Raw genomic sequence first — 22,218 nt, 5'->3', positions numbered from 1 at the left:
AAGCGCCGACCAGGTCGACGCCTCCGCATTTAGCTAAGGCATACCTTACGTAAGAACCCTTTACCGTCGATACCCACCCCCCTCGAACCCGGCTCGAACCGCCGTCCCGGTCGTTGCCCCAACCGTTGCGGCCCGGGCACGCGAGGGATCCCGAGGGCCCGCGACTACCGCCCGGGCGCGCGGCGGGCGGCGGCGCGGGCCGTTGCGGTGCCACTCCGGCTCGATGGTGCTGGCGTGACCGGTGAGCACCACCTCGCGCACGGTCAGCGGAGAGCGCAGCGGGTGGCGCGGGTTGACGTGCCCGAGGTGGGCGCGCAGCTCCCGGATGTCCACCCGGCCGCGCCGGCGGCCGAGCACGTCCACCGTGCCCCGGGTGGGGTGGGAGACCGCGCCGAGCAGGGCGAGCAGGGTGGACTTGCCCGCGCCGTTGGGGCCGAGCAGTGCCCAGTGCTCGGCGGGCTGGATCTCCAGGGCGATCCCGCGCAGCAGGTGGCGGCCGTCGCGTACGACGTCCACGTCCTGGGTGCGCAGCAGCGGGCCGTACGAACTCATGGGAGGTCTCCGATCGCGGGCCGGGCAGGGTGCGGGCGGGACGCGCCGCACCGGACCGGTCGGCGCCGACCGTCCGTGTGCACCGTACAACCGCCGACCGAAGCGGACTCCGGCCGTCCGAGGGGTGGACTCATCAAAACCCTGTTGCACGAGGGGAGTTGGGAGGAGGATTGTGCCTTTCCTAGGGGGACGAGGGGGAGGATCGATGACCGCGGAATCGATGACCACGGACGGGGAACGCACCACCACCACGCTGCACGAGCTGGTCGAGCGGCAGGCCCGCCGGGCGCCGGAGGCGGTGGCGGTGCGCTGCGGCGACGACGAGCTGACGTACGGGGAGCTGGATGCGCGGGCCGACCGGCTGGCCGCCCACCTGGCGGGGCGCGGACTGGCCCCGGGTGGCCGGGCGGCGGTCGCGCTGGGCCGGGGCACCGGGGTGTACGTCGCGCTGCTGGCGGTGCTCAAGGCCGGCGCGGCGTTCGTGCCGCTGGAGCCGACCGCGCCCGACGCGCTGCTGCGGCACGTGCTGAGCGACGCGTCGCCCGACCTGGTGGTGACCGAGGCGCGCCACCGGGTGCGGCTGGCGGACGCGGGCGGGGCGCGGCTGGTCTGCATCGACGAACTCACCCTGACCCAGCGGGAGTTCGTTCGTCCCGAGATCTCCCCGGGCGACGTCGCCGGTGTCTTCTACACCTCCGGCTCCACCGGCCTGCCCACCGGCGCCCTGGTCGAGCACCGCAACCTGCTGGCCGCGTACGCGGGCTGGCGCGAGGTCTACGGGCTCTCGCCGGAGGACCGGATCCTGCAGACGGCGAGCCTGGAGTTCGACGTCTTCACCGCCGACTGGGTCCGCGCGCTGGGCACCGGCGCGACCCTGGTGGTCACCACGTTCAACCTGACCCTGGACCGCACCGCCGATCTGGCCGCCCTGCCCGCCCTGGTGGCGGAGGAGCGGATCACGGTCATGGAGCTGAACGTCCGCACCGCGCGCCGCCTCACCGCCCTGCTGACCGCGACCAACGGCTCGCTGCCCGGGGTGCGGCTGCTCACCGTGGGCGCCGAGAAGTGGTACCTGGACGAGCAGTTGGGCCTGCAGCGCCTGCTCGGCGAGGGCACCCGGGTGCTGAACGTCTACGGTCTGGCGGAGGCGACCGTGGACAGCACCTACTTCGAGGTTCGCGGCGCGGCCGCCGCCGAGGGCGCCGAGCGGGTCTCGCTGGTCGGCCGTCCCTTCCCCGGCACCCGGGTGTACGTCCTGGGGCCGCACGACACCCCGGTGGCCCCCGGTCGGGTCGGCGAGATCGCGATCGCGGGCGGCGGCCTGAGCCGCGGCTACCTCAACCGGCCGGTGGACACCGCCCGCCGCTTCGTCCGGGCGGACTTCGATCCGGACGGGCGGGTGCTGCTGACCGGTGACCTCGGGCTGCTCCGGGCGGACGGCGTACTGGAGTTCATCGGCCGGGCCTCGACGGTGGTCGGGTCGGTCGGCGCCGACCGGGCGACCTCGGTGGCGACCCGGGTCAAGGCGGCGGCCCGCGCGGAGGGCGCGCTGCGCGCGCACCCGGCGGTGCAGGAGGCGGCCGTGGTCGAGGTGGAGCCGCGGCCCGGGCAGCGGGTGATGGTCGGCTACGCGGTGCCCGTGCAGGGGGCCCCGGAGGCGGCGGGGGTGGACGGCTGGTCGCTCACCCAGTACCTGCTGGCGGAGCTCAAGGGCTTCTCGGTGCCCGCCGCCGTGGTCTCCGTGCCGGAGCTGCCGCGCACCCGGGCCGGGAAGCTGGACCGCTCCAAGCTCCCGCTGCCGGCCCCGCCGGAGCACACCGGGCCGCGCTCCGTGAAGGCGGGCGGCAGCAGAAAGGGCGGCGGCAAGGCCGGGGGCGGCGGGTCGGCGGCGGACGCGACCGGCTGCCTGGCGGGCTTCATCGTGGTGTTCGGCGCGCTCTTCGCCTGGCTCTTCACCCACGTGTTCTTCAAGGGCGCGACGGACCTCTGGGGCGTGCCCGACGCCTACCACTTCTGGTTCTCGCTGCTCTACCTCTGCGAGAACCTGGCCTTCGGCACCGGGGTGGCCTTCCTGCTCCTCGGCTTCCCGTCGATCCTGCGGCAGGGCCGGTCGTACAGGCTGTCCCTGCTCACCCACTTCTCGGTGTTCTGGCTGCTCGCCTCCTGGTGGCCGCAGGACAACCTCTACCGGCTCACCTCCGCCACGGACTGGACCCGCGAGGCCGTGCTGGTCTACGTGTTCAACATCCCGCTGATGCTGGCCGCGGTGGTGGTCGTGACCTTCCTGCTCCGGAAGCCGAAGACCACGAAGAAGTAGCTGTCAGCGCAGCGCCTCGAACATCCCGGTCAGCGCGTGGTTGGCCGCCGTGAGCAGCGCCTGCGCGGCGTCCAGCGCCTCGGCGTCCGGGCCGGCCAGGGCGACGCCGACGGCGGGCTCCGGGTCGTGGCCCGCCGTCGGGATCAGCGGCAGCAACGTGACGCCGAGCCGGGCGCAGCGCGGGCGCAGCCGGTCGAGGTGGTCGTGCAGCGCCTCGGGGGCGAGCCGGGCACCGAGCGGCATCGCGTCGACGGTGCGAACCACGTGGCCCGGGCCGCGCACCCGGTCGAGGCGTTCGCGCAGCATGAAGGCGGCGGCGGGGCCGGTGAGCCGCAGGTTGATCTCGGTGGGGGCGAGCCGGCGCTGCCGGTCGGTGACGAAGTCGACGTCGTACCAGCCGCGGTAACCCTCGGCGGCCAGCCGCTCCCCCACCGCGAGGGCGAAGCCGCGAGCCGTCTCGGCGGCGGCCCGGGGCACCGCGCCGGGGCCGACGGTGACGCCCTGGTAGCGGGTGCCGGCCACGTCCATGGCACCCGCGCCGACCCGGTGGACGGTGCCGTCCGGGCCGACCACGGCGTCGTAGGTGAGGTCGCGCAGCCGGGCGGCCGGGCCCGGGTCGATGAACTGCTCCAGCAGCAATTCGCCCTGGGACGGCAGGAGTTCGGAACGGACCAGGCGGCGCAGCAGGGAGCCGCCACCGCCGGCGGCGAACAGGTCGGCGGGCTCGACCACGATGGTGCCGTAGCCGCCGACGCCGTGCGGGCTCTTCAGCACGGTGGTCAGGCCCCGGGCGGCGCGGGCGGTGAGCCGGCGGGCGGCCCGGCGGCGGCCGTCCGGGCGCTCCTGCTCCGGGACGGTGATCCCCGGGTGTTCGGGCGCGAGGGCCGCGAACAGCTCGTGGGCGGCGGCCTTGGACTCGTACCGGCGGACGGCGGCCAGCTCGGGCCCCTCGTCCTGACCGGCGGTACGGCCCCAACTCACCACTGGGCGGCCGGAGTCGGCGATCCGAGCGGCCAGCAAGGGCCGGTCGGCGAGCGCCTCGGCCATCGTCCGGCCGCCCGCCACCCCGCTGTGCACCTCGACCGGGCCCCAGTCCAACTCCCGGGCCAGCCAGTCGGTCCACTCCCGGTCGACCTCGGCGGGCAGCACCAGCAGCGCCGGTTCCGGGCTGTAGCAGACGGCCAGGCAGGCGTAGTGGTGCGCCTGCCGCAGCCGCCGGGCGCGCTGCGCGGCGTCCATGCCCGGAGCGAAGAACTGCGCGTTGAAGTCCGCGACGTTGCCGATGTGAACCGCCGCCCGCCCGCCGGTCCAGGCCCCCACCCATCCGTCCATGAGCCGAGAGCTTAGGGCTTCACAGCGCCAACAGCCCCGCGTCGGTGGACTTCAGGCCGCACGCGTCCAGGTAGAAGGCGCGCAGCTGTGGCTCGAAGTCGACGTGCAGCCAGGCGCAGCCGGCCGCGCGGGCGCCGTCGGCGGCCTCGGCGACCAGGCGGGTGGCGATGCCCTGCCGCTGGGCGGCCGGTGCGACCACGGTGTCGAGCAGGAAGGCGTGAACTCCGCCGTCCCAGGCGAGGTTGACGAAGCCGACCAGGGCGGCGTCGGCGGCCCGGCGGGCGGTGACCCAGCCGAGGCTGTGCCGTTCCAGCCGGGCGAGCCACCCGCCGGGTTGGACGGGAAGGCCGAAGCCCTCCGCGTGCAGGGCGTCGAGTTCGGGGTCGGTGAGGGCGCCACGCCACTGGTAGTCGGTCGCCGGGTAGTCGATCGTCACGACGGCAGCGTAGACCGCTTACCTCCCGGGTGATCTCTTCGTTGCGGGTCGGCATGGCGTCGGTGAGCGCCTTCCGCCCTACGTGGTGACGAAGACCAAGTGAACGTGCAGGTTGTAGACAAACCGGCGACCGGTTCCGACATCGGGATTGGGATCCCAGCGCGGTGACCCAGGCGAACGCCAGGCTCTCGATTGTGAGTCAAGACACCATGGCCAAGCGGCAGTTCGGGCATCGCGCCCGGCTTGCGCTGTCGCCTTCCAAGGTGTTGAAGGCCGATGACCGAGCGCACGCGGCCCGCACCATGTGGAACCTTCTCCACGCCTGGTGGCAGATGATGCCGAAGGGAGAGCGGACTCTCGCGAACGCGGACGCCACGGTTCGCCGGGCCCGCGAGGACATCGGCTTTCTCGCCGTCCTGCCCGCGCAGGCCGCGCAATCAGTGCTCAAGACGTACTTCCAGGCCTGGAGGAACTGCTGGGACGGCCGCGCCGACGCCCCGAACTTCAAGGGCCGCTTCCGCACGGTGATGTCCGCGGACATCCCGCAGGGCCGGGACCTGAACATCGTCCGCGTGCACCGCCGGTGGGGGCAGGTCAACATTCCCAAGGTGGGCCGTGTCCGGTTCCGGTGGACCAAGGACCTGCCCGTGGGCAGGCACGCGGGCGCGGAGAACCGGATCACCGGGGCCGGCTGGTCAAGGACGCGCTCGGCTGGCACATCGCCTTCCGTGTCCAGACCCTTGAGGGCGAACCCGCACCCCACCAGGGGCCGGACATCGGCGTTGACATGGGCGTCACCGTGCCCATCGCCCTCTCGGGCGGCGAAACGTACGAGCACGGCGAGTGGCTGACCGACAAGGAGAAGGCCAGGCTCCTGCACCTGGAGCAGCGCGCCGCGCAGCGTACGCACCACCGCAAGCCCGGCGAGCCGACCAGCCGCCGACTGCACCACACCTACGACCAGATCGCAGGACTCCGCGCGAAATCCAGGCGCAGGGCCTCGGACTGGCAGCACCAGACGACCACCGCCGCCGGGAGAGCACTTCAAATGACCTCCACGACCGACTACAAGGGCGCCCGCGCCGCCTCGCTCAACGCCGCCCGCGACCTCTACGGCGCCGGCAGCGCCGAGTACGGCGCGGTCGCCGCGGCTCGGAGCGCGGTCGGCGTCAACTGACGCCCCGGGCTCAGCTGTTGAACCCGACGTGGACGTGGTCGTGGTGGGTGTCGTCGGTGAAGAACTGGTTGCCGGCGCCCGCGATCGCCACCGGCCCGCCCACGTTGTAGGAACCGGCGGCCGCCGCGTCCCGCATGAAGGACTCGACCAGCTGCCTGGACGTGGCCGGGTCCACCACCGCCCGGCCGTCGATCCGCCAGACGTCGAAGGCCCGGCCCAGCGGATGGTCGCTGGGCCGGGTCGTCCCGAAGACGTCCAGCGGGTGTCCGCTGCGCACCACGCTCACCGACAGCGTGTACGGGCCGGCCAGCCGCAGCATCGCCTCCAGCGCGCTGTCGTGGACGGCACCGCTGCGCAGGTCGGCCGCCGCCGCGGGCGGCAGCTCGATCCTCGGCTCGGCCAGCACCCGGGCCACCGTCGGGGCCGGCGAGGCGGTCGCCGGGCCCGGCTTCCCCGGGTACAGCGCGGTGACGGCCCAGCGCGACTCGGCCCGGCTCAGCCGCACGTCCACGGTGGTGCCGCCCTCGGTCACCGAGCCGTCGGAGGCCCTTGTCCACTGACGGCAGACCACCAGCACGCTCGCCGAGTCGGCCAGGATCCCGCCGTACTGGGCATCGATCACCTCCAGGGTCGCCTCGGCCGCCGCCGGGGCGAGCGGCCCGGCCTGGTCCGCCAGCCCGGGCGGCAGGCCCAGCGCCGCCACCCGGGCCCGGGCCGCCTCCGCGCCCCGCCCGCCGGGCGGCCAGGCCCCGAGCGCGGCGACCAGCTCGACGGCACGGCGCTTGACGTCGGGCTGGATCTCGCCGGGGCCGGGCTGCCAGAGCGGGGGGTTGGGCGGCGGGGTCGGGGTTGACGTCGGCGCCCCGGACACGCCCGGCGTGGGTGCCGTCGTCGCCGCCGTGCCCGAACTCGCTGCCGGAGCCTGCGGTTTGCCCCCGCTCGCACACCCCGCCACACCCAGCAGCACCAACGCCGCACCCGCCCTCAACACCTCGCGCCGCCCAGTGCCCCGGTCACCGTCTCCGCACGTCATGCGGTCAGTATGCGACCGGAGGCCCGGCCGGGGGCGCCGACATCAGCCCAGACGGCGGATCGGCTCCCCCGCGAGGAACGCCGCGATGTCCTCCACCGCCTCGCCGTAGTACCGCCGGTAGTTGTCCCGTGATACGTACCCGAGGTGCGGGGTTGCGAGCAGCCGGGGCGCGGTGCGCAGCGGGTGGTCGGCAGGCAGCGGCTCGATGTCGAAGACGTCCACCGCGGCGCCCGCGATCCGGCCCTCGGTGAGCGCGGCGAGCAGCGCGTCCTGGTCGACGATCGCCGCCCGGGAGGTGTTGACCAGGTAGGCCTCGGGCTTCATCAGGGCGAGTTCGGCGGCGCCGATCAGCCCCCGGGTGCCTTCGTTCGAGGCGAGGTGGAGGGAGACGAAGTCGCTCTCGCGCAGCAGCTGCTCCTTGTCGGACGCCCGGCGCACGCCGGCCTCGGCCGCCCGCTGGTCCGTCAGGTTCCGACTCCAGGCGACGACGTCCATCCCGAAGGCCAGCCCGACCTTGGCCACCAGCGCGCCGATCCGCCCGAGGCCGAGCACCCCGAGCACCCGTCCGTGCAGGTCGGCGCCGACGGTGCTCTGCCAGGGTCCGGCTTCGCGCAGCGCGGTGTTCTCCTGGACGATGCCCCGGGCCAGGCCGAGCAGCAGCGCCCAGGTCAGTTCGACCGGCGGGGTTCCGGAGCTGGCGGTGCCGCAGACCGTCACGCCGTGTGTCTCGGCGCCCGCGTGGTCGATCACCGAGTTGCGCATGCCGGAGGCGATCAGCAGCTTGAGCTTCGGCAGCCGGGCGAACAGTGAGGCGGGGAAGGGCACGCGCTCGCGCAGGGTGACGATGATGTCGAAGTCGGCGAGCGCTGCGGCGAGTTCGTCCTCCGAGCCGTGGTGCTCGTGGAACGCCGTCACGGCGACCCGATCGGCCACCGGGGACCAGTCGACGATGCTGGAGGCGACGTTCTGGAAATCGTCGAGGACCGCACAGCGAAGTGTCGGAAGTGTCATGACCTCAGCCTCGCAGACGGCTCCCCGGACCCGGCGCGCCGGGTCCGGCGGGGGCCCACCGGTCTGCCAGGGTGGCCCGGGGGCATCGACCGAATCCGGGAGACGCACGATGGCCAGGCTGAGCCTCACCACCTTCCTCACCCTCGACGGCGCCTCGCGCACCCTCACCGACCCGCGGTCGGCGCACACCACGGTGCCCGGCGAGGACGTCCCGGCCGAGGTCGCCCGGTTGCAGGAGCGGCTAGGCGGCGCGCGCGAGCTGCAGATCCTCGGCAGCGGGGCGCTGGCCCGCTCCCTGATGAGCCATGACCTGATCGACGAGTACCACCTGCTGGTCGCGCCGGCGGCGCTGGGCGCGGGGCGTGCGGCTCTTCCCGGAGGACGGCCGGCCGACCGCCTTCGAGCTGGCGCAGTCGCGGATCACCGGCGACTCGGGCACGGCACTGCTGACCTACCGCCCGACCGGCTGTGCGGTCTTCGGCGACTTCACGACCCGGTGGGCCCGGGGGACCCGGGGGGACGCAGGGACCAGCCCGCCTCGGTCCGCTCGATCCAGCGCGGCTCGCCGAGCTTCATGTTCAGAACGGTCATCGGGAATTTCAGCTCGCGGGGGTCGAGGATGGCGCGGAAGACCTTCCACAGGATCACGTCCGGGTCGTGTACCCCTTCGCCCAGCTCGATCAGACCGCGCAGGAGTCTGCTGTCGGCACGGGTCAGCTGGGCCTCATGGCCGTCCGCCGTGGCCACCTGGGTGTCCAGGTCGAGGACGAGCCGGCCGTCGAAGGCGGTCAGCGAACCCTGCGGTTCCAGGACGAGGTTCGCCCAGTCGATCCCGCTCATCTCTGTCCCATCCGATCACCGGGGCCGTCCCGGTCCACGTCCGGCAGCCTAACGGGCGCCGCCGCGCTGCGCCCAGGCCCGGTTCCAACCGACCGGCTCCGCGGGCCGGTTGGTGACGATGCCGTCCACGCCGGCGCCCTCCAGGGCCTTCCAGCGGGCGGGCCGGTCCACCGTCCAGACACTTCGTCGGGTGGTTCAGCCGTTCGGAGTCGGGGAAGCCAGCGGCGCCAACAGCGCCTCCGCCGAGGCCGTCCGGGCGTACAGCACCCAGCGCCCGGCGCGGTGGGCGCTCACCAGGCGCGCGTCGCGCAGCGCCGCCAGGTACTGCGAGACGGCCGAGGGCGACAGGCCCGTTCGCCGGGCCAGTTCGGTGGTCGAGGCCGGGGCGGCCAGCTCGGACAGCAGCAGGGCGCGGGAGCGGCCGAGCACCCCCGCCAGCGCCTCGGTGCCGGGCGTCGGCGCGGCGGCAGCCCAGAGGCCGCCGATCCCGCGCGCCGGGTAGGCGAGCTGCGGCGGGTCCGGCGGAACTGACGGGTGCTGTGGGCCTGACGAGTCCGGCGGGCCTGACAGCTCCAGCCGTCCGAGCCGGGTGTACAGGCCCGGACCGGTGAAGGCCGACGGGATCAGCAGCAGGCCCGGCCCCGCCGTCCGACGCCGCAGCGGGCGGGTGCGGTGGCGCAGCCGCAGGGTGTCCTCCGTCCAGCGCAGCTCCGCGTGCAGGTCGTTCAGCACCCGTGCGGCGCCGTGCTCGGCGGCCTGCCGGGCCCGGTGCAGCACATCCGCGTCCAGCACGGCCCGGATCCTCGCCCAGTACGGCGCGAGCGCCAGCTCCCAGTACGCCTCGACCGCCTCGGTCAGCCGGGCCAGCCCGGATGCCGGATCCGCGTGCAGCGCCCGCAGCCGGGGCCCGAGCCGGCGCTGCTCCTCCGCCAGCCGGTCGAGGTCGCGCCGCACCTGCCCCACCGGGGTGGCCCGGATCGCGGCGAGTTCCTCGGCCAGGGTGGGCGCGGGCCCGGCCGGAGCCGGGTTGACGAAGTCGGGCACATAGCCGGCCGGCGGTACCAGCTCGGCGAGCAGCCCGTACGCCGGGCCGAGCGCCGCCAGCCGCGGCCGCACCTGCTCCGCCCACGGCCGGTGGACGGCGTGCGGGAGGCCGGAGCACAGCAGACGCAGGCTCGGGCCGACCTCCCACATGGGCGAGACCGCGAACCGCATCCGCGCCAGGTCCCCCGCCGTGAACAACAGCTCGGCCGCCAACACCCACCCCCGTGGATTCACACATGCCCGAATCAGTGGCGATCAGGCTAGTGCAGTCACGATCATGACCGGCATGACTTCCGACACCACTGCGACCGCCATCGCCTCGGGCACCTGGACCCTCGGTGACCGCACCGTCCACCGGATCGGCTTCGGCTCGATGCGCCTGCCGCAGACCGGCCCGGCGCTCAGGCCCGACGCCGTACCGCGCGACCGCGAGCAGGCCCTGCGAGTGCTGCGCCGCGCCGTCGAACTGGGCGTCAACCACATCGACACCGCCGCCTTCTACTTCTCCCCGCTGCGTTCCGCCAACGAACTGATCAACCGGGCGCTCGCGCCCTACTCCGACGAGCTCGTGATCGCCACCAAGGTCGGCCCCGCCCGCGGCATCGACGGCGAGTGGACCGAGCACGCCCGCACCCCCGAGCGGCTGCGCGCCCAGGTCGAGCAGAACCTGCGCCAACTCGGCCGTGACCACCTCGACCTGGTCAACCTGCGCATCCTCGGCACCGACTCGGTCGCCGAACGCTTCGGCGCGCTCGCCGAGTTGCGCGAGGCCGGGCTGATCCGCCACCTCGGGCTGTCCAACGTCCACGCACACCAGCTCGCCGAGGCCCAGGCCATCGCCCCCGTGGTCTGCGTCCAGAACCCGTACGGCATCGGCGCCTCGGCCGAACAGGACGCGCTGCTGCGACTCTGCGGCGACCAGGGCATCGCCTTCGTCCCCTTCTACGCCATCGCCGGCGCCGGGCGGCAGGACGGCGCCGGTGAGACCGAACCCGCCCAGATCCAGGCGGTCGCCCGGGCCCACGGAATCAGCGCCGCCCAGGTCCGGATCGCCTGGACCCTGCACCGCGGCCCGCACGTCCTCGCCATCCCCGGCACCGGCGACCTGGCCCACCTCGAGGACAACATCGCCGCCGGCGCCCTCCGACTGACCGCCGAGGAACTCGCCCTGCTGGACGAGGCCCACACCGGCTGACCGGAACCATCACCGCCCCGGCTGCGTCGCTCCGTCACATCACCCTTCCCTGAGGAGCCCCGCAGCATGACCGACACCGCCACCCGCTACCTCTACCTCGCCCGCCACGGCGAGGCCGTCTCGGAGGAGGGCGGCCTCAGCGCCGCCGGCCGCCGCCAGGCCGTCCTCCTCGGCCGCCGGCTGGCCGACCGGCCCATCACCGCGGTGCACCACGGCCCGCTTCCCCGGGCAGCGCAGACCGCACGGCTGATCGGCGAGCAACTGGGCGGTGGGGTGGCGGTGTCGGCCTGCGCGGAGGCGGGGGACTACGTTCCGCACCTGCCGCCGCGCGACGAACTTCCCGAGGGCAGCGCCGAGTTCCTGCTGCGCTTCCTCGCCGACACCACGGCGGAGGAGGCCGCGGAGGGCCGGGCTCTGGCCCGTCGGGCCGTCGCCCGGTTCACCGGCCCAGTGGCGGGAACGGAGGAACGCCACGAACTGGTCGTCACCCACGCCTTCCTGGTCGGCTGGCTGATCCGCCACACCCTCGACGCCCCCACCTGGCGCTGGCTCAGCGTCAACGCAGCCAATGCCGCCCTGACCGTCCTCCGCTTCGCCCCCGGCCGACCGGCATCGGTACTGCTGCTCAACGACCAGGGCCACCTGCCGGAGGAACTGCGCTGGACGGGTTTCCCGCCCGAACTGCGGATCTGAGGGCCCGAGGATCGGGGAGTCCAAGGATCGGAGGGGCGTCGACAAAAATATGCAGACCGGTCTACAGATACGGAAGCGCCGATGCCGCCCACCCCTCCCCCTCTACGCACCCTTGTCCTGGGTGCCACCGGCTTCCTCGGCCGCTGGCTGCTCCTCGAACTCCTCGGCCAGGGCGGGGCCGTGGCCGCCACCGTCCGCGACGCCGGACGCGACACCGCCCTGCGCGCGTGGCTGCGCGAACACGGCGCCGACACGACGGCACTGACCACCGTCACCGCCGACCTCACCCGTCCCGGACTCGACCTGTCCCCGGACGACGACGCCCGCCTCACCGAGGTCCGCGACGTCCACAACCTCGCTGCCCGCTACCGGTTCGGCCTCACCCGCGCCGAGGCCGAACCCACGAACGTCCACGGCGCACTGCACGCACTGTGCTGGTCCGCGACCCGGCCCCGGTTGCGCCGTCTGGTCCACCTGTCCGGTTACCGGGTCGGCCGCGACCCCCGCCCCCGTTACCCGCTCGACCCCGGCACCACCGCCGCCCTCTACACCCGCCTCGGCGCGTACGAGGCGTCCAAACAACTCGGCGACGCCGCCGTCCGCGTCACCGCGCCCCGGCTCGGCGTCCCCCTCACCACCGTCAACCCGAGCAGCGTCATCGGCCACTCGGAGACCGGCGAAGCCGGCCAGTACCTCGGCCTTGCCCAGCTGGTGCGCCAACTCCACCGCGGCCGCCTCCCCCTGCTGCCCGGCACCCGGCGCACCTTCCTGCCCGTCGTCACCGTCGACCACCTCGCCCGGTTCCTCGCCGCGGCCCCCGAACACGACCGAGCCCCCGTCGCGGCCCACACCGTCCTGGATCCCAGCACCCCGCACCTCCCAGACCTGATCGCCCTCCTCGCCACCCACCTCGGCGTCCGCCCACCCCGCGGCCTGATCCCCGTCCCCCTCGTCCGCCGCCTCCCCCGCTCGCTCACGGGAGCCGACCCGGAGACCCTCACGTTCCTTTCCGAGGACCGCTACGACACCACCTCCGCCGACCGTCTGGCCACCGCGGCCGGCCTCGCCCACCCGCCCGTCGTCCCCGCTCTCCAGCGCTGGTCCACCCGCCTCGCCGCCGAGAACTTCGGCCACCACTGGAGCGGCGAATCACCGCCGGCATGAGAATCCGGCGCCGAAACCCGCTTGACCGACCGCGGACGATGAGACGGTGATCACCGAGAAGCGCGCCGTCGAGCTGGTCGAGTCGCTGCTGGCGCAGGAGCGGCTGACCTGGATGTGGCGCGGCCCGATCCCCGACCCGGCCGTGTACCACGTGGAGGAACACGCCCTCGGCTGGGTCGTCTCCTGGAACACGGCCGAGTTCGCCCGTACCCGGGATCTGAAGGACCGCCTCGTCGGCAGCGGCCCCTACCTGGTGGACCGGCAGGACGGGAGCATCCACCACATCCCCGTCACCACCTGGGTCACCGACGGCTGGGAGGCTCTCTACCTCCGCCAGATCAAGGGCATCAGGCCGCCCGACCCCCTGGCGTCGACTGTCCGTGAACTCGCCCGATCCGCCGGGCCCGTCGCCGCAATGGCCCACCTGCGCCGGAGGGCACCACGCCTGAGCCTGCACCAGGCCAGGGCTTACCTCCTCGCCGTGCGGCACGGGGCCGAACCGCCGGAGGAGTTGGCGGACCTGACCGAGGAGGAGGTCAGCTGCCCCCTGCTGCCCATCGAGACCCTCCGGCGGGCCCCGGGCGCAGATGGCGGCTCAGATCGCCGACCAGGGTGATGCGGACCCGCCGCTCCACGAAGCGCCACCGCCCGTCACGGCGCTCGAAGCGGTCGTGGTACCGACCGCCGGCGATGGCTTGCAGCGGCAGCTCGGGCAACGCCTGCAACACGGTCACGTACGAGCGCGAGACCGCGGTACCCGCCTGTTCGTCAGCCTCGATCGCGACATTGGTGACGACGTGCTGGGTGCGTGGCGTACCGTCGGAGTAGACGATCAGCGTCTCCCGAAACATCCGCTCGATCGCCTCCCGCCCGCTCACCGGCTCGCCACTGCCCGTGAAGGTGGCATCGGCGAGAAGGTCGCCGAGCCCCGCGAAATCCCCGTCGTCCACGAGCTCGGCGTACCGCGCGATCAGGTTCTCAATGGCCCGATGGCTCGACGCGGGGTCGAGGGGCGGGCGGGTCGATGCGGTCATGAGCTCCCCCGACGAGATGTGTGAGCTGAAGAACCTTCAGTTTCCCTGAACCCATGGAGCTCCCAGGTCTCCAGGGGCCCGCGCAGCTCGACCGTCCAGCACCGGCATCGGGCAATGTGTGAGAGTTGACTCTCACACATTATGAGAGAATACTCTCACACCATGGAGCACGGGAATCGCCTGGGCGATATCGAGATCACCGACCCGAAGGCCATGCGAGCGTTGGCGCATCCGGTACGGCTTGCGATCCTCGAACGTCTGCAACGGCACGGGTCGGCGACGGCGACGCAGTTGTCACCGGATGTCGGAGCCACCCCGTCCGTGACCAGCTGGCATCTGCGCCACCTGGCGGGCTTCGGGCTGGTCCGCGACGCCGAGGCCGGAACGGATCGCCGGGAGCGGCGGTGGGAGGCCGTGGCACGGGGCTTCCGATTCGCGATGCCACAGGACGAGGAGGGCCAGTCCGCCGCACGGGTGCTGTCCCGGGAGATGTTCGCCCGCTCCGCGGGCCTGCCACATCGGTGGGTGACCGAGACCGAACCCGGACTCGATCAGGAGTGGCGCAAGCACGCGGGGCTGGCGAACACCCGCGTGGTGGTGTCCCCCGAGGAACTCGCGGCCATCGAGGACGCGATCGAAAGCGTCCTCGCGCCCTATGTGACGCGTGACCCGGCGCAGCGGCCGAGCGGGAGCCGTGGCGTCCGGCTGCTGCGCTACGTCCTGCCGGAGGCCGCCGAGGAGCGGACCGGCGACACGACATGAACTCCCCACAGGACACGGCCCCCTCGATACCACTGTGGCGGGATCGGCGCTTCGTCCGCCTCTGGGCCGGGCAGTCGGTGTCGCAGTTCGGCGACCGGATCTCCGAACTGGCGTTACCCCTGATCGCCGTGGCGGCGCTGCACGCCTCGGCCGGCCAGGTCGCATGGCTGACCGCGCTCGCCTGGGCCCCGAATCTCCTCGCCGTCGTGCTGGGCGCCTGGGTCGACCAGCGCGTCCACAAGCGCCGCCTGATGATCCTCGCCGATCTGATCCGCGCGTGCGTACTGCTCACCCTGCCCGTCGCCTACCTGTCGGGCACCGTGACGCTTCTCCAGTTGTATGCCGTGGCGCTGCTGACCGGCACCGCGGCGGTGCTGTTCAACACCGCCTATCCGCCCTTCTTCGCCCACCTCGTGCCACGCTCGTCCTACGTCGACGCGAACAGCAAGCTCAGCGCCAGCCGATCCGCTTCCCACGTCGTCGGCCCTGCCGTGGGCGGTGCCCTCGTTCAGGTCCTGACCGCGCCCGTCGCCGTGATCGCCGATGCCCTGTCCTTCCTGGCCTCGGCCGCTCTGCTCGGGCCGATCCGGGTCGACGAACCAGCCGTCGCCGCCGGGGAGACGGCAGGACCTTCGCTGCTGCGGCGGGCCACAGAGGGGCTGGTTTTCGTCGTTCGTCACCCGGTACTGCGGGCGAGCCTCGGCTGCGCGACGACCCTCAACTTCTTCACCTTCGTGTCAAGCGCCGGCTTGACCGTTCTGTTCGCCGTCCAGGTGCTCGGCCTTTCCGCAGGGGCCGTCGGGCTGGCCTTCGGCATCGGATCAACCGGAGCTCTCGCGGGCGCGGTGATCGCCCCGAGGATCTCGCGACGGATCGGCGTGGGACGCAGCATCGCGGCAGGCGCCGTCCTCTTCCCGGCCCCCATCGCCATCGCCGCCACCGCGAGCGGCCCCACATGGGCCCGCGCAGGGGCCCTGGGCGCTGCGCAGTTCCTCTCCGGAATCGGCGTGATGCTGTTCGATGTCAACCTCAACTCCCTGCAAGCCGCGGTGATACCCGACAGCATGCGCAGTCGCGCGGCCGGCGCCTACAGCACCGTCAACTACGGCATACGCCCCCTCGGCGCCATCGTCGGCGGCATGCTCGCCACCCACCTCGGACTCAGGACCACCCTGATCACGGCCGCCGTCGGAGGAACACTGGCACTGCTCTGGCTGCTCCCCTCACCGATACCGCGCATCCGCTCCCTGGCTCCGGACGATCCACTCGCCGCCGACGGCGACACCGAGGCGGACAGCCGACCGGTGGCTCGCTGACACACAGGTGAGGTTCCCGGCCGACAGCTCAGCGGGCCGTCGTTCGCGGTCCGAGCCTGGACGGCGAGCCCGGGCGTCCCGTCCGATACCTCGTGGCGGACGCCCTCGTTCGGACCCGGCACGAGGAACTCCTCTGCGGCGGCGACGTGTTGGTCCGCGCGCCACCGAAGCTACCGGATCCCCGGAACCGAGGACGGCGAGACTACCGCCCCTGCTCGAAGACCAGCTCCGTCCACCGAACGCCCTCGCGTCCGTGCAGGTCCGGGCGCCCGCCCCGGTGCAGCAGGTGCAGGCCGCGCGCCGCCGCGAGGGCGATGGTGTGTTCGGGCGGTAGGTCGAACATGCGGCGCCCGGACGGGACCGGCCCGTGGCGGAGGGTGAGGGCGAGGCGGCCGCCGGGGGCCAGCAGGCGGGCCAGGGCGTCCATCCCGGGCGGGCATTCGGCCGGCGCGAGGTGCATCCAGACGGCGGTGAGCAGCACGAGGTCGTAGCGCCCGCCTTCGGCGCCCAGCAGGGGGAGTGTGGGCAGCGCGTCCGCCACCCACCGCACGCCCGACCCGGCGTGCAGCCGCTCCCCCACGGCCCGCAGTTCGGGCGTCGGCTCGGCCGCCACCACCCGGTGGCCGAGGGCGGCGAGGGCGGCTGCGTCGCGTCCCGTGCCCGCGCCGATGTCGAGGACGGCGGCGGGCGGGGCCGGGTAGAGGTGCAGCCGCGAGCGGTGGACCTCGGCGAAGGTCACACCCTCGTACTGGACGGCGAGTTGTTCCGCCGCCTCACCGTACCCGGCCGTGCTCGCGGGACTGGTCATGCGCCTGCCTCTCTGCGCTCGCTCATTCGGCCTCCCGGACGACCACCGCGTCGCCGGCCGCCGCCGCGCCCGCGAAGAAGTCCCGCAGTTCACGCAGGTCGCCGACCACCCGGGCCGCCCAGGACTCGGACCAGGGCGTCGGATAGTCGAGCTCCGCGACCGTACGGGCGAGCACGGTGTCCTGCTGGCGCACGAGTTCGCCGAGCGCCGAGTCGCGCAGGAACAGGAAGGCGGCCGCGACCTGCTCGGGGCGCAGCACCGGCATGTCGGTACCGGGTTCCCGGCGCGTGCCGCCGTAGACGGGCAGCCGGGCGGTCGGGTCCGGGTGCAGGCCGTTCTCGGTGAGCGCGAGTTCCATCAGGACGGGCGTCTGCCGGACGCCGAGGGCGAGTCCGGCGGCGGCCAGCCGGTCGTACCGCACGTCGCGGCGGCGGGGCACCAGCTCGCCGAGTTGCTCCGGCGAGCAGGTGTCCACGGCCTGCCCGGGCAGGCGGCACCAGAAGTGATCCACGCTCACCCGGAAAGCGTAGCGAACGGGGGCTCGGCGATCGCTGGCTCAGGCCTCGCCGGGGTGCCAGGCCGGCCATTCCCAGGGGCGGTCGGCCCAGTGCACCTTGACCGGATCGCGCGGGTCGAGGCCGGGGAAGAGCTGGTGGATGCGGGGTTCGAACTCCTCGGGGGCGAGCGGCTCCCAGCCGTGGCCCTCGAAGTGGACGAGGCGGTAGCGGCTGTCGGTCCGGAACTCGGCCACCTCGACCAGGGGTGCGGTCGTGCTGTTGGTCTCCATGACCTCCAGCATGTGGCGCGGTGGCAATCAGCGCCCCTTCAGACCCCTCTTCCGGGTCATGTCCCGGCGTCGGCGCGCTCGTTGAGCACGGAAACGTACGACGGGGGGAACGTTGGAAGGACGAGGACATGACTGGGCAGCCCACCGGAGAGCAGTGGCAGTGGCCGTCGAACGCCTGGCAGCCGCCTCCGGTCCCCGCTCCTCCCCCGCCGGGCGCGCCCTTCACGCCCGCGCCGGAGCCGCCGCCGCGCTGTTCCCGGAAGGTGTGGGCGGCCGCGGCGGGCGGGACGCTCGCGGTGCTGGCCGCCGTCCTGGTGATGTGCGGGCCGGGCTCGGACGACGACGTCCGTGTGGTGGCCCTGCCGGGTGCCTCGCCCTCCACCGCCACCCCGTCGGGCCTGCCACCGGTCTCCCCACCGGCCGCGAAGCCCGCGCCCACCCCCTCGCCCTCGTCCTCGCCCTCGCCCTCGTCCTCATCCTCGCCGCTGCCGTCGCCCGGCCCGGCGATCGCCCAGCTGGGCGGCACGGACGAGCCGACGGCCCAGGCGGCGGCCCCGGCAGCGGCCCCGGAGGCGTCCGACGCCCGGCACCCCACGGCCGGTGCCCACCCGAAGCCCGGCCACACCCCGCGCCCTGGCCCCTCCGCCCGCCCCGGCTCGCCGCCCCCGGGCGCCTCGGCCCCCACCCTCGGCCCGGGCACCATCTGTGACCAGGCCGAACGCATCGGCCGCTGGCCCGCCGGCTCCGAACAGGCCCGGATCTGCCACAGCATCTACGGCTGAGTACCCCGGCCCCTGAGCGGGGGCCGTGACCGGCCACTGGTCGGGTCGCCGGAGCCCGCGACCCGGCGGCCCGGCGGCCCGGCGGCCCGGCGGCCCGGCCGAATCACGGCGCGCCCAGCAGCCCCTTGTCCAGCCGCGGTGCCAGCACCTGCGCCAGGGTGTCGGTGATGTGCCCGGTGTCCCGGTACAGCCACGCCCTCCCGGACCGCCGGGCAGCTCGGCCCGCTGCCCGGGCAGAGCAGCGGGCCGAGGTCCAGGGTCCGGACGCCGTAGCGGGGCGGCCAGGCCGCCGTCCAGCAGTGGGTCCGGCTCGAACGCGGTGTCGCGGGGGAAGAAGCGGGCGTCGGAGCAGCCGTCGGAGGCGGCGAGGCAGGTGGGGATGTCCTTGCCCGGCATCGGCGGGGTGTCGCCGAGGTGGGCGAGCGGGGCGCCGAGGGCCGCCGGCCGGTCCGGGGTGCGGGTCCAGCCGGCCGTCCGTTCCTCCTGGCTGCCGTAGCGGTTGAGGCCCGAGAACATGATCAGCCGGGGCTTGGGGCCTGAGGTGAGGCGGGTGAGGGTGCTCTCGCGCCAGCGGTCGCACTCGTCGCAAGTGCGGCCGAGCACGTTGTTGCGCACGGTGAGGGTTCCGAGCATCAAACGATCGACGAATGATCCCCTTCCCAGCCTCCTCCCCGACCGCTCTCCACCCCTCCTCCCGGCCGCCCTCAGACCGCCTTCAGCTCCTTGGTCAACTGCTCGAAGCGGAGGTCCGGCCGGAGCGGGATGCCGAAGCGCTCGTCCCCGTACGGGAACGGGCTGTAGACACCGGTGCGGCGGAATCCGCGTCGCTCGTACCAGGCGATCAGCTCGCTGCGCTGCTCGACCACCTTCATCTCCAGCAGCCCGACGCCCCACTCCTCCCGGGCCACCCGCTCCGCCTCGGCCAGCACCACCCGGCCGATCCCGCCGCCCTGCAGGGTGGGCCGCACCGAGAACATGCCGAAGTAGGCACGGTCCGCGCGCCGCTCCAGCTGACAGCAAGCGACCAGTTCGCCGTCGCGCTCGACCAGCAGCACCACGCCGTCCGGGTCCTGGACCGCCCCGGTGACGGCCTCGGCGTCGGTGCGCCGCCCGTCCAGCAGGTCCGCCTCGGTGGTCCAGCCGGCCTTGCTGGCCTCGCCCCGGTAGGCGGACTCGACCAGCTCGACCAGCGCCGGGACGTCGGCAACGGTCGCGACACGGAAGACGGGCTCCCCGGCAGGGCCCGTAACGGTCTCGGACATGGCGGTTCCTCTCCACGGAAAAGGCGACTTCCGAGGCATGGTGCCACAGCACTCGCACCGCGCGGACCGGGCACCCGCGCCGGGCCATGGCACCCCGCACCATGTGGCGCGGGTTCAGGATGTGGCCCGGGGTGCCTGGCGCCCCTGGCGGATACCTGGCCACCCTGCTCCCCGTCCGGACCAACCACCGCTCGTACCGGGCCCGTTGGGCCATCGCGCCGCAACCGAGATTGTCTTGAGGGGGACAAATGTGGTGTTCATTGCCGAGACCGGCCTGATGTTCCAACCCCCGTGATCACCCTGCCGGTTCACCTCAGTTGCGCAGCCGACGCAGTTCCTCGCGCTCCGCCGGAACCGGGTGCCTCCTACTGCTGCTCGATGGGCGGGCGGCAGGACCGGCGCAGCCGTTCACGCAGGCGTGCCCGCTCCTGGCCTCCGAGTTCGGCGAAGGACAGCTCGCGCTCCCTGGCCATCGCCGCCACCTCGCGCCACCGTGAGCTCGGTGACGGCTGCGGGGCGGCAACTGGAGATGTGGTTCGACCGCGCCGGACCGGAGAAGATCACCGAACTGCCGCCCGCGCGGCGGACCGACCGCGCCGCGGTCCCGTCCGGACCCCGGGTAGGCCGACGGCCCGGCTCACGCACCGCGACGTGAACCGGGCCGTTCAAGTGGCCGCTCGACAGCCCGTCAGCCGCCGGACATCCGGCGGGCGGGCGGTACTCGCTCGGACCCATCGGTTCGAACAGGCCGATCAGGTCCGATCAGGCCGTACTGATCGGGAGAGGTCCGATCAGTACGCGTTGTGCACCTGCCAGAACGCCCAGGCGGCGTTCGGGCTGCCGTAGACGGTGTTCATGTACTGCAGGGCCCACTTGAGCTGGGTGGCGGGGTTGTTCTGCCAGTCGGAACCGGCCGAGGCCATCTTGTTGCCGGGCAGCGCCTGCGGCAGACCGTAGGCACCCGAGCTCGGGTTGGTGGCGTGGATGTTCCAGCCGCTCTCGTGGCTGATGATCTGGTCGAACGAGGCCAGCTGGTTCGCCGGGACGATCGAGGCGGCAAGCGCCTGCAGCGCGGCCGGGGTGTTGGCGACCGGGGTGGCGGCCAGCGGGCTGGCGGCGGCCGTCTTGGCCGGAGCCGCGGCGGGCGCCGGCGCAGCCGGGGCCTTCGTCGGGGCGGCCGCGCCCAGGGTCAGGTGCTGGCCCGGGTAGATCTTGTTCGGGCCGCCGGTCAGCACGGACTTGTTGAGGTCGTAGAGCTTCCGCCAGCCACCCTGCACGTTGTGCGCGGTGGCGATCTTGGTGAGGGAGTCACCGCTCCGGACGGTGTAGCCGGCGGGCGCCTGCGGGGCGGCGGCCTGGGCCGAGTGCGCCGGGGCGGACTTGACGGGGGCGGCGTTCGCGGCGGTGGCGGCGACCACCGGGATGCCGGCGCCGACGCCGACGACCACGGCGGCCGCGACGATGCGCTTGACGGAACCGGCGGCGAACAGGCTGGGGCGAGCGTTGACGGGCAGCATGAAGTGCGATTCCTCTCACACGCCTGCGAGGTGAGCTGTCGGGTTCGGGCTGGAGTTGCCCGGCCGCGCAGAGACGCGGCTTCACCCCTAGCCCCACCGGAACCAGTCCGGATGAGGCGACTTACCTGTGGGTCCCCCGCCCCTGCCGTGGTGCTTCATTGGTGCACGTGCCCGCCCGATCCGGCGGCAGGATTCGGCGTTCCGGAGAGCGGGGTTCGTTTCGTACGGAGACGAACGAGAAGGACCGTAAACGGCCCGGAGCCATTAGCACAAGCCCTCGTGAGCTGGGTCACGGCCCGACCGGATTGTCCGAATGATCCACAACAGTTCTTGATAACGATACGGTAACGGCCCTATGGGTGCGGGCCGCCGGGCCCGGTGCGGCAGCCACCGCCCGATGGCGCGCCGTGCGGTCGTGGGTTCGGGCCGGCGCGCCCGCCCCGGGGCACGCCGACCTGACCGGTAGTCAACCCGTGTGCGGGCCCGGCATATCGACGCCGCCCGGCGCCTCGGCTGCCGGGTCGCACGGGGTGCGGGTGCAGACGAAGCCGGCCTGGTCCAGGTGGTCGACCGTGCCGTCGGCCCGGCACACCACGCGCAGCGGCTCGCCCGCGCAGTAGCCGGCCAGCCCGGTCCAGGCCCCGTCCGGCTCAGGCTGGAAGCGTGAGGTGCGGGCCGCGCCGCCCAGCGCTGTGAGTTCCAGCACGCGGCCCGCTCACAGGTGCAGCGCGACCGCGTCGGCGCCCCAGCACGAGGGGCCGGTCAGCGCCGACAGCTCCGGGTCGGCATCGGTGCGGGGCCGCCAGGGCTCGGGGATCCGCGGCTCGTGCTCGGCGGTGATCGCGATCAGGTCGCGGGCCACCCGGCCGAGGTTGAGGCCGACCGTGGTGTCGGCGAGCGTGACGGCCGCCACATCGTCCTGCTCATCGAACAAGAGCGAGGCGAGGAAGCCGGGCATCGAGCCGCCGCGGCCGACCAGCAGCCGGCCGTCCACCTGCCGGAGCCGCAGGCCCGGGCCGCAGCCGGCCGACCGGTCGCCGTCCGGCGCGGCGGCCGGTCACGGGTTTTCGCCGGGCCTGCGCGGCCGTGCGGCGCGGGAGGCCGGGGCACGGTGCCACAGCACCCGCACCGCGCAGAGCGGGCACCCGCGCCGGGC

24 protein-coding genes, 4 pseudogenes and 1 riboswitch are annotated in these 22,218 nt (G+C 73.6%); of the genes and pseudogenes, 11 read left to right on the top strand and 17 right to left on the bottom strand.

Annotated elements, in window-relative coordinates; all coding sequences use genetic code 11:
• Window positions 1-216: 216 nt before the first annotated feature.
• Window positions 217-552: pseudogene (locus ABZW30_RS25405) on the bottom strand (ATP-binding cassette domain-containing protein); the annotation flags it as partial.
• A 205-nt stretch (window positions 553-757) separates the two neighbouring features.
• On the opposite strand from ABZW30_RS25405, the gene ABZW30_RS25400 reads away from it, so the two are divergent.
• Window positions 758-2,869, top strand: a complete 2,112-nt coding sequence (locus ABZW30_RS25400; RefSeq protein WP_355673488.1) for an amino acid adenylation domain-containing protein — start codon at window positions 758-760, stop codon at window positions 2,867-2,869.
• A gap of 3 nt (window positions 2,870-2,872) precedes the next feature.
• Here the strand turns inward: ABZW30_RS25400 and ABZW30_RS25395 are convergent, their stop codons facing one another.
• Together ABZW30_RS25395 and ABZW30_RS25390 are read right to left on the bottom strand one after the other, a co-directional pair.
• Complete coding sequence (locus ABZW30_RS25395) at window positions 2,873-4,201, bottom strand: hypothetical protein (RefSeq protein ID WP_355673487.1); 1,329 nt, start codon at window positions 4,199-4,201, stop codon at window positions 2,873-2,875.
• A gap of 19 nt (window positions 4,202-4,220) precedes the next feature.
• A complete protein-coding gene (locus ABZW30_RS25390; protein WP_355673486.1) occupies window positions 4,221-4,637 on the bottom strand; it encodes a GNAT family N-acetyltransferase in 417 nt (138 codons plus the stop codon).
• Window positions 4,638-4,831: 194 nt separating this feature from the next.
• On the opposite strand from ABZW30_RS25390, the pseudogene ABZW30_RS25385 reads away from it, so the two are divergent.
• Window positions 4,832-5,664: pseudogene (locus ABZW30_RS25385) on the top strand (transposase); the annotation flags it as partial.
• A 15-nt stretch (window positions 5,665-5,679) separates the two neighbouring features.
• Window positions 5,680-5,814: pseudogene (locus tag ABZW30_RS25380) on the top strand (M4 family metallopeptidase); the annotation flags it as partial.
• 10 nt (window positions 5,815-5,824) lie between these two features.
• On the opposite strand, the gene ABZW30_RS25375 reads toward ABZW30_RS25380, so the two are convergent.
• Together ABZW30_RS25375 and ABZW30_RS25370 are read right to left on the bottom strand one after the other, a co-directional pair.
• Window positions 5,825-6,685, bottom strand: a complete 861-nt coding sequence (locus ABZW30_RS25375) for a hypothetical protein (protein WP_355673485.1) — start codon at window positions 6,683-6,685, stop codon at window positions 5,825-5,827.
• A gap of 204 nt (window positions 6,686-6,889) precedes the next feature.
• Complete coding sequence (locus tag ABZW30_RS25370) at window positions 6,890-7,858, bottom strand: D-2-hydroxyacid dehydrogenase family protein (RefSeq protein ID WP_355673484.1); 969 nt, start codon at window positions 7,856-7,858, stop codon at window positions 6,890-6,892.
• Here ABZW30_RS25370 and ABZW30_RS25365 point away from each other — a divergent pair.
• Window positions 7,797-8,183 (top strand): annotated as a pseudogene (locus ABZW30_RS25365) (hypothetical protein); the annotation flags it as partial. The gene ABZW30_RS25370 and the pseudogene ABZW30_RS25365 sit on opposite strands and share 62 nt — an antisense overlap.
• On the opposite strand, the gene ABZW30_RS25360 reads toward ABZW30_RS25365, so the two are convergent.
• Genes ABZW30_RS25360 through ABZW30_RS25345 form a run of 4 tightly spaced genes read right to left on the bottom strand, consistent with a single transcriptional unit; the run spans window position 8,100 to window position 9,955 of the window.
• Window positions 8,100-8,297 (bottom strand): hypothetical protein, encoded by a 198-nt coding sequence (locus tag ABZW30_RS25360; protein ID WP_355673499.1) that lies wholly within the window; start codon window positions 8,295-8,297, stop codon window positions 8,100-8,102. The pseudogene ABZW30_RS25365 and the gene ABZW30_RS25360 sit on opposite strands and share 84 nt — an antisense overlap.
• 47 nt (window positions 8,298-8,344) lie before the next feature.
• Window positions 8,345-8,698 (bottom strand): hypothetical protein, encoded by a 354-nt coding sequence (locus ABZW30_RS25355; protein ID WP_355673498.1) that lies wholly within the window; start codon window positions 8,696-8,698, stop codon window positions 8,345-8,347.
• 48 nt (window positions 8,699-8,746) lie between these two features.
• Window positions 8,747-8,869: a hypothetical protein gene (locus ABZW30_RS25350; RefSeq protein ID WP_355673483.1), complete on the bottom strand. Its 123-nt coding sequence runs from the start codon at window positions 8,867-8,869 to the stop codon at window positions 8,747-8,749.
• A gap of 24 nt (window positions 8,870-8,893) precedes the next feature.
• Entirely contained in the window at window positions 8,894-9,955 is a 1,062-nt protein-coding gene (locus ABZW30_RS25345) for an ArsR family transcriptional regulator (RefSeq protein WP_355673482.1), read from the bottom strand.
• Window positions 9,956-10,028: 73 nt separating this feature from the next.
• Between ABZW30_RS25345 and ABZW30_RS25340 the strand changes: the two genes are divergently transcribed.
• The 4 genes from ABZW30_RS25340 (at window position 10,029) to ABZW30_RS25325 (ending at window position 13,410) form a co-directional block, all read left to right on the top strand.
• Window positions 10,029-10,937 carry an aldo/keto reductase gene (locus tag ABZW30_RS25340; RefSeq protein ID WP_355673481.1) on the top strand — a complete coding sequence of 303 codons (909 nt, stop codon included), beginning with the start codon at window positions 10,029-10,031 and terminating at the stop codon, window positions 10,935-10,937.
• Between the two features lie 66 nt (window positions 10,938-11,003).
• Window positions 11,004-11,630 (top strand): histidine phosphatase family protein, encoded by a 627-nt coding sequence (locus ABZW30_RS25335; protein WP_355673480.1) that lies wholly within the window; start codon window positions 11,004-11,006, stop codon window positions 11,628-11,630.
• A gap of 81 nt (window positions 11,631-11,711) precedes the next feature.
• Window positions 11,712-12,794 (top strand): SDR family oxidoreductase, encoded by a 1,083-nt coding sequence (locus ABZW30_RS25330; protein ID WP_355673479.1) that lies wholly within the window; start codon window positions 11,712-11,714, stop codon window positions 12,792-12,794.
• Window positions 12,795-12,840: 46 nt separating this feature from the next.
• Window positions 12,841-13,410 carry a YrhB domain-containing protein gene (locus ABZW30_RS25325; RefSeq protein WP_355673478.1) on the top strand — a complete coding sequence of 190 codons (570 nt, stop codon included), beginning with the start codon at window positions 12,841-12,843 and terminating at the stop codon, window positions 13,408-13,410.
• On the opposite strand, the gene ABZW30_RS25320 is transcribed toward ABZW30_RS25325, so the two are convergent.
• Window positions 13,331-13,828 (bottom strand): nuclear transport factor 2 family protein, encoded by a 498-nt coding sequence (locus ABZW30_RS25320; protein WP_355673477.1) that lies wholly within the window; start codon window positions 13,826-13,828, stop codon window positions 13,331-13,333. The genes ABZW30_RS25325 and ABZW30_RS25320 overlap by 80 nt on opposite strands.
• A 141-nt stretch (window positions 13,829-13,969) precedes the next feature.
• On the opposite strand from ABZW30_RS25320, the gene ABZW30_RS25315 reads away from it, so the two are divergent.
• Together ABZW30_RS25315 and ABZW30_RS25310 are read left to right on the top strand one after the other, a co-directional pair.
• Window positions 13,970-14,590, top strand: a complete 621-nt coding sequence (locus ABZW30_RS25315; protein ID WP_355673476.1) for a helix-turn-helix domain-containing protein — start codon at window positions 13,970-13,972, stop codon at window positions 14,588-14,590.
• A complete protein-coding gene (locus tag ABZW30_RS25310) occupies window positions 14,587-15,906 on the top strand; it encodes an MFS transporter (RefSeq protein ID WP_355673475.1) in 1,320 nt (439 codons plus the stop codon). Before ABZW30_RS25315 ends, ABZW30_RS25310 begins: the two co-directional genes overlap by 4 nt.
• Window positions 15,907-16,108: 202 nt before the next feature.
• Here the strand turns inward: ABZW30_RS25310 and ABZW30_RS25305 are convergent, their stop codons facing one another.
• From ABZW30_RS25305 to ABZW30_RS25295, 3 genes are read right to left on the bottom strand one after another with little or no spacing between them, the layout of a single operon-like run.
• Window positions 16,109-16,714, bottom strand: a complete 606-nt coding sequence (locus ABZW30_RS25305; protein ID WP_355673474.1) for a class I SAM-dependent methyltransferase — start codon at window positions 16,712-16,714, stop codon at window positions 16,109-16,111.
• A gap of 22 nt (window positions 16,715-16,736) precedes the next feature.
• Window positions 16,737-17,231 (bottom strand): hypothetical protein, encoded by a 495-nt coding sequence (locus ABZW30_RS25300; protein ID WP_355673473.1) that lies wholly within the window; start codon window positions 17,229-17,231, stop codon window positions 16,737-16,739.
• Window positions 17,232-17,270: 39 nt separating this feature from the next.
• Window positions 17,271-17,501, bottom strand: a complete 231-nt coding sequence (locus ABZW30_RS25295; protein ID WP_355673472.1) for a hypothetical protein — start codon at window positions 17,499-17,501, stop codon at window positions 17,271-17,273.
• Between the two features lie 128 nt (window positions 17,502-17,629).
• On the opposite strand from ABZW30_RS25295, the gene ABZW30_RS25290 reads away from it, so the two are divergent.
• Window positions 17,630-18,283 carry a hypothetical protein gene (locus tag ABZW30_RS25290; protein WP_355673471.1) on the top strand — a complete coding sequence of 218 codons (654 nt, stop codon included), beginning with the start codon at window positions 17,630-17,632 and terminating at the stop codon, window positions 18,281-18,283.
• Between the two features lie 704 nt (window positions 18,284-18,987).
• Here ABZW30_RS25290 and ABZW30_RS25285 read toward each other — a convergent pair.
• The 4 genes from ABZW30_RS25285 to ABZW30_RS25270 form a co-directional block, all read right to left on the bottom strand.
• A complete protein-coding gene (locus ABZW30_RS25285) occupies window positions 18,988-19,545 on the bottom strand; it encodes a GNAT family N-acetyltransferase (protein WP_355673470.1) in 558 nt (185 codons plus the stop codon).
• 791 nt (window positions 19,546-20,336) lie between these two features.
• Window positions 20,337-21,062 carry a LysM peptidoglycan-binding domain-containing protein gene (locus ABZW30_RS25280; RefSeq protein ID WP_355673469.1) on the bottom strand — a complete coding sequence of 242 codons (726 nt, stop codon included), beginning with the start codon at window positions 21,060-21,062 and terminating at the stop codon, window positions 20,337-20,339.
• 7 nt (window positions 21,063-21,069) lie between these two features.
• Window positions 21,070-21,271: riboswitch (cyclic di-AMP (ydaO/yuaA leader) on the bottom strand.
• 257 nt (window positions 21,272-21,528) lie between these two features.
• Window positions 21,529-21,768 carry a hypothetical protein gene (locus ABZW30_RS25275; protein WP_355673468.1) on the bottom strand — a complete coding sequence of 80 codons (240 nt, stop codon included), beginning with the start codon at window positions 21,766-21,768 and terminating at the stop codon, window positions 21,529-21,531.
• A 9-nt stretch (window positions 21,769-21,777) separates the two neighbouring features.
• Window positions 21,778-22,056 (bottom strand): hypothetical protein, encoded by a 279-nt coding sequence (locus tag ABZW30_RS25270; RefSeq protein ID WP_355673467.1) that lies wholly within the window; start codon window positions 22,054-22,056, stop codon window positions 21,778-21,780.
• Window positions 22,057-22,218 lie beyond the last annotated feature (162 nt).

Origin of the sequence: Kitasatospora sp. NPDC004669 (assembly GCF_040609455.1) — a bacterium.
Lineage (GTDB): Bacteria > Actinomycetota > Actinomycetes > Streptomycetales > Streptomycetaceae > Kitasatospora.
The sequence above is the reverse complement of the archived record's forward strand: the minus strand, read 5'-3'. Positions and strand labels throughout refer to the sequence as shown.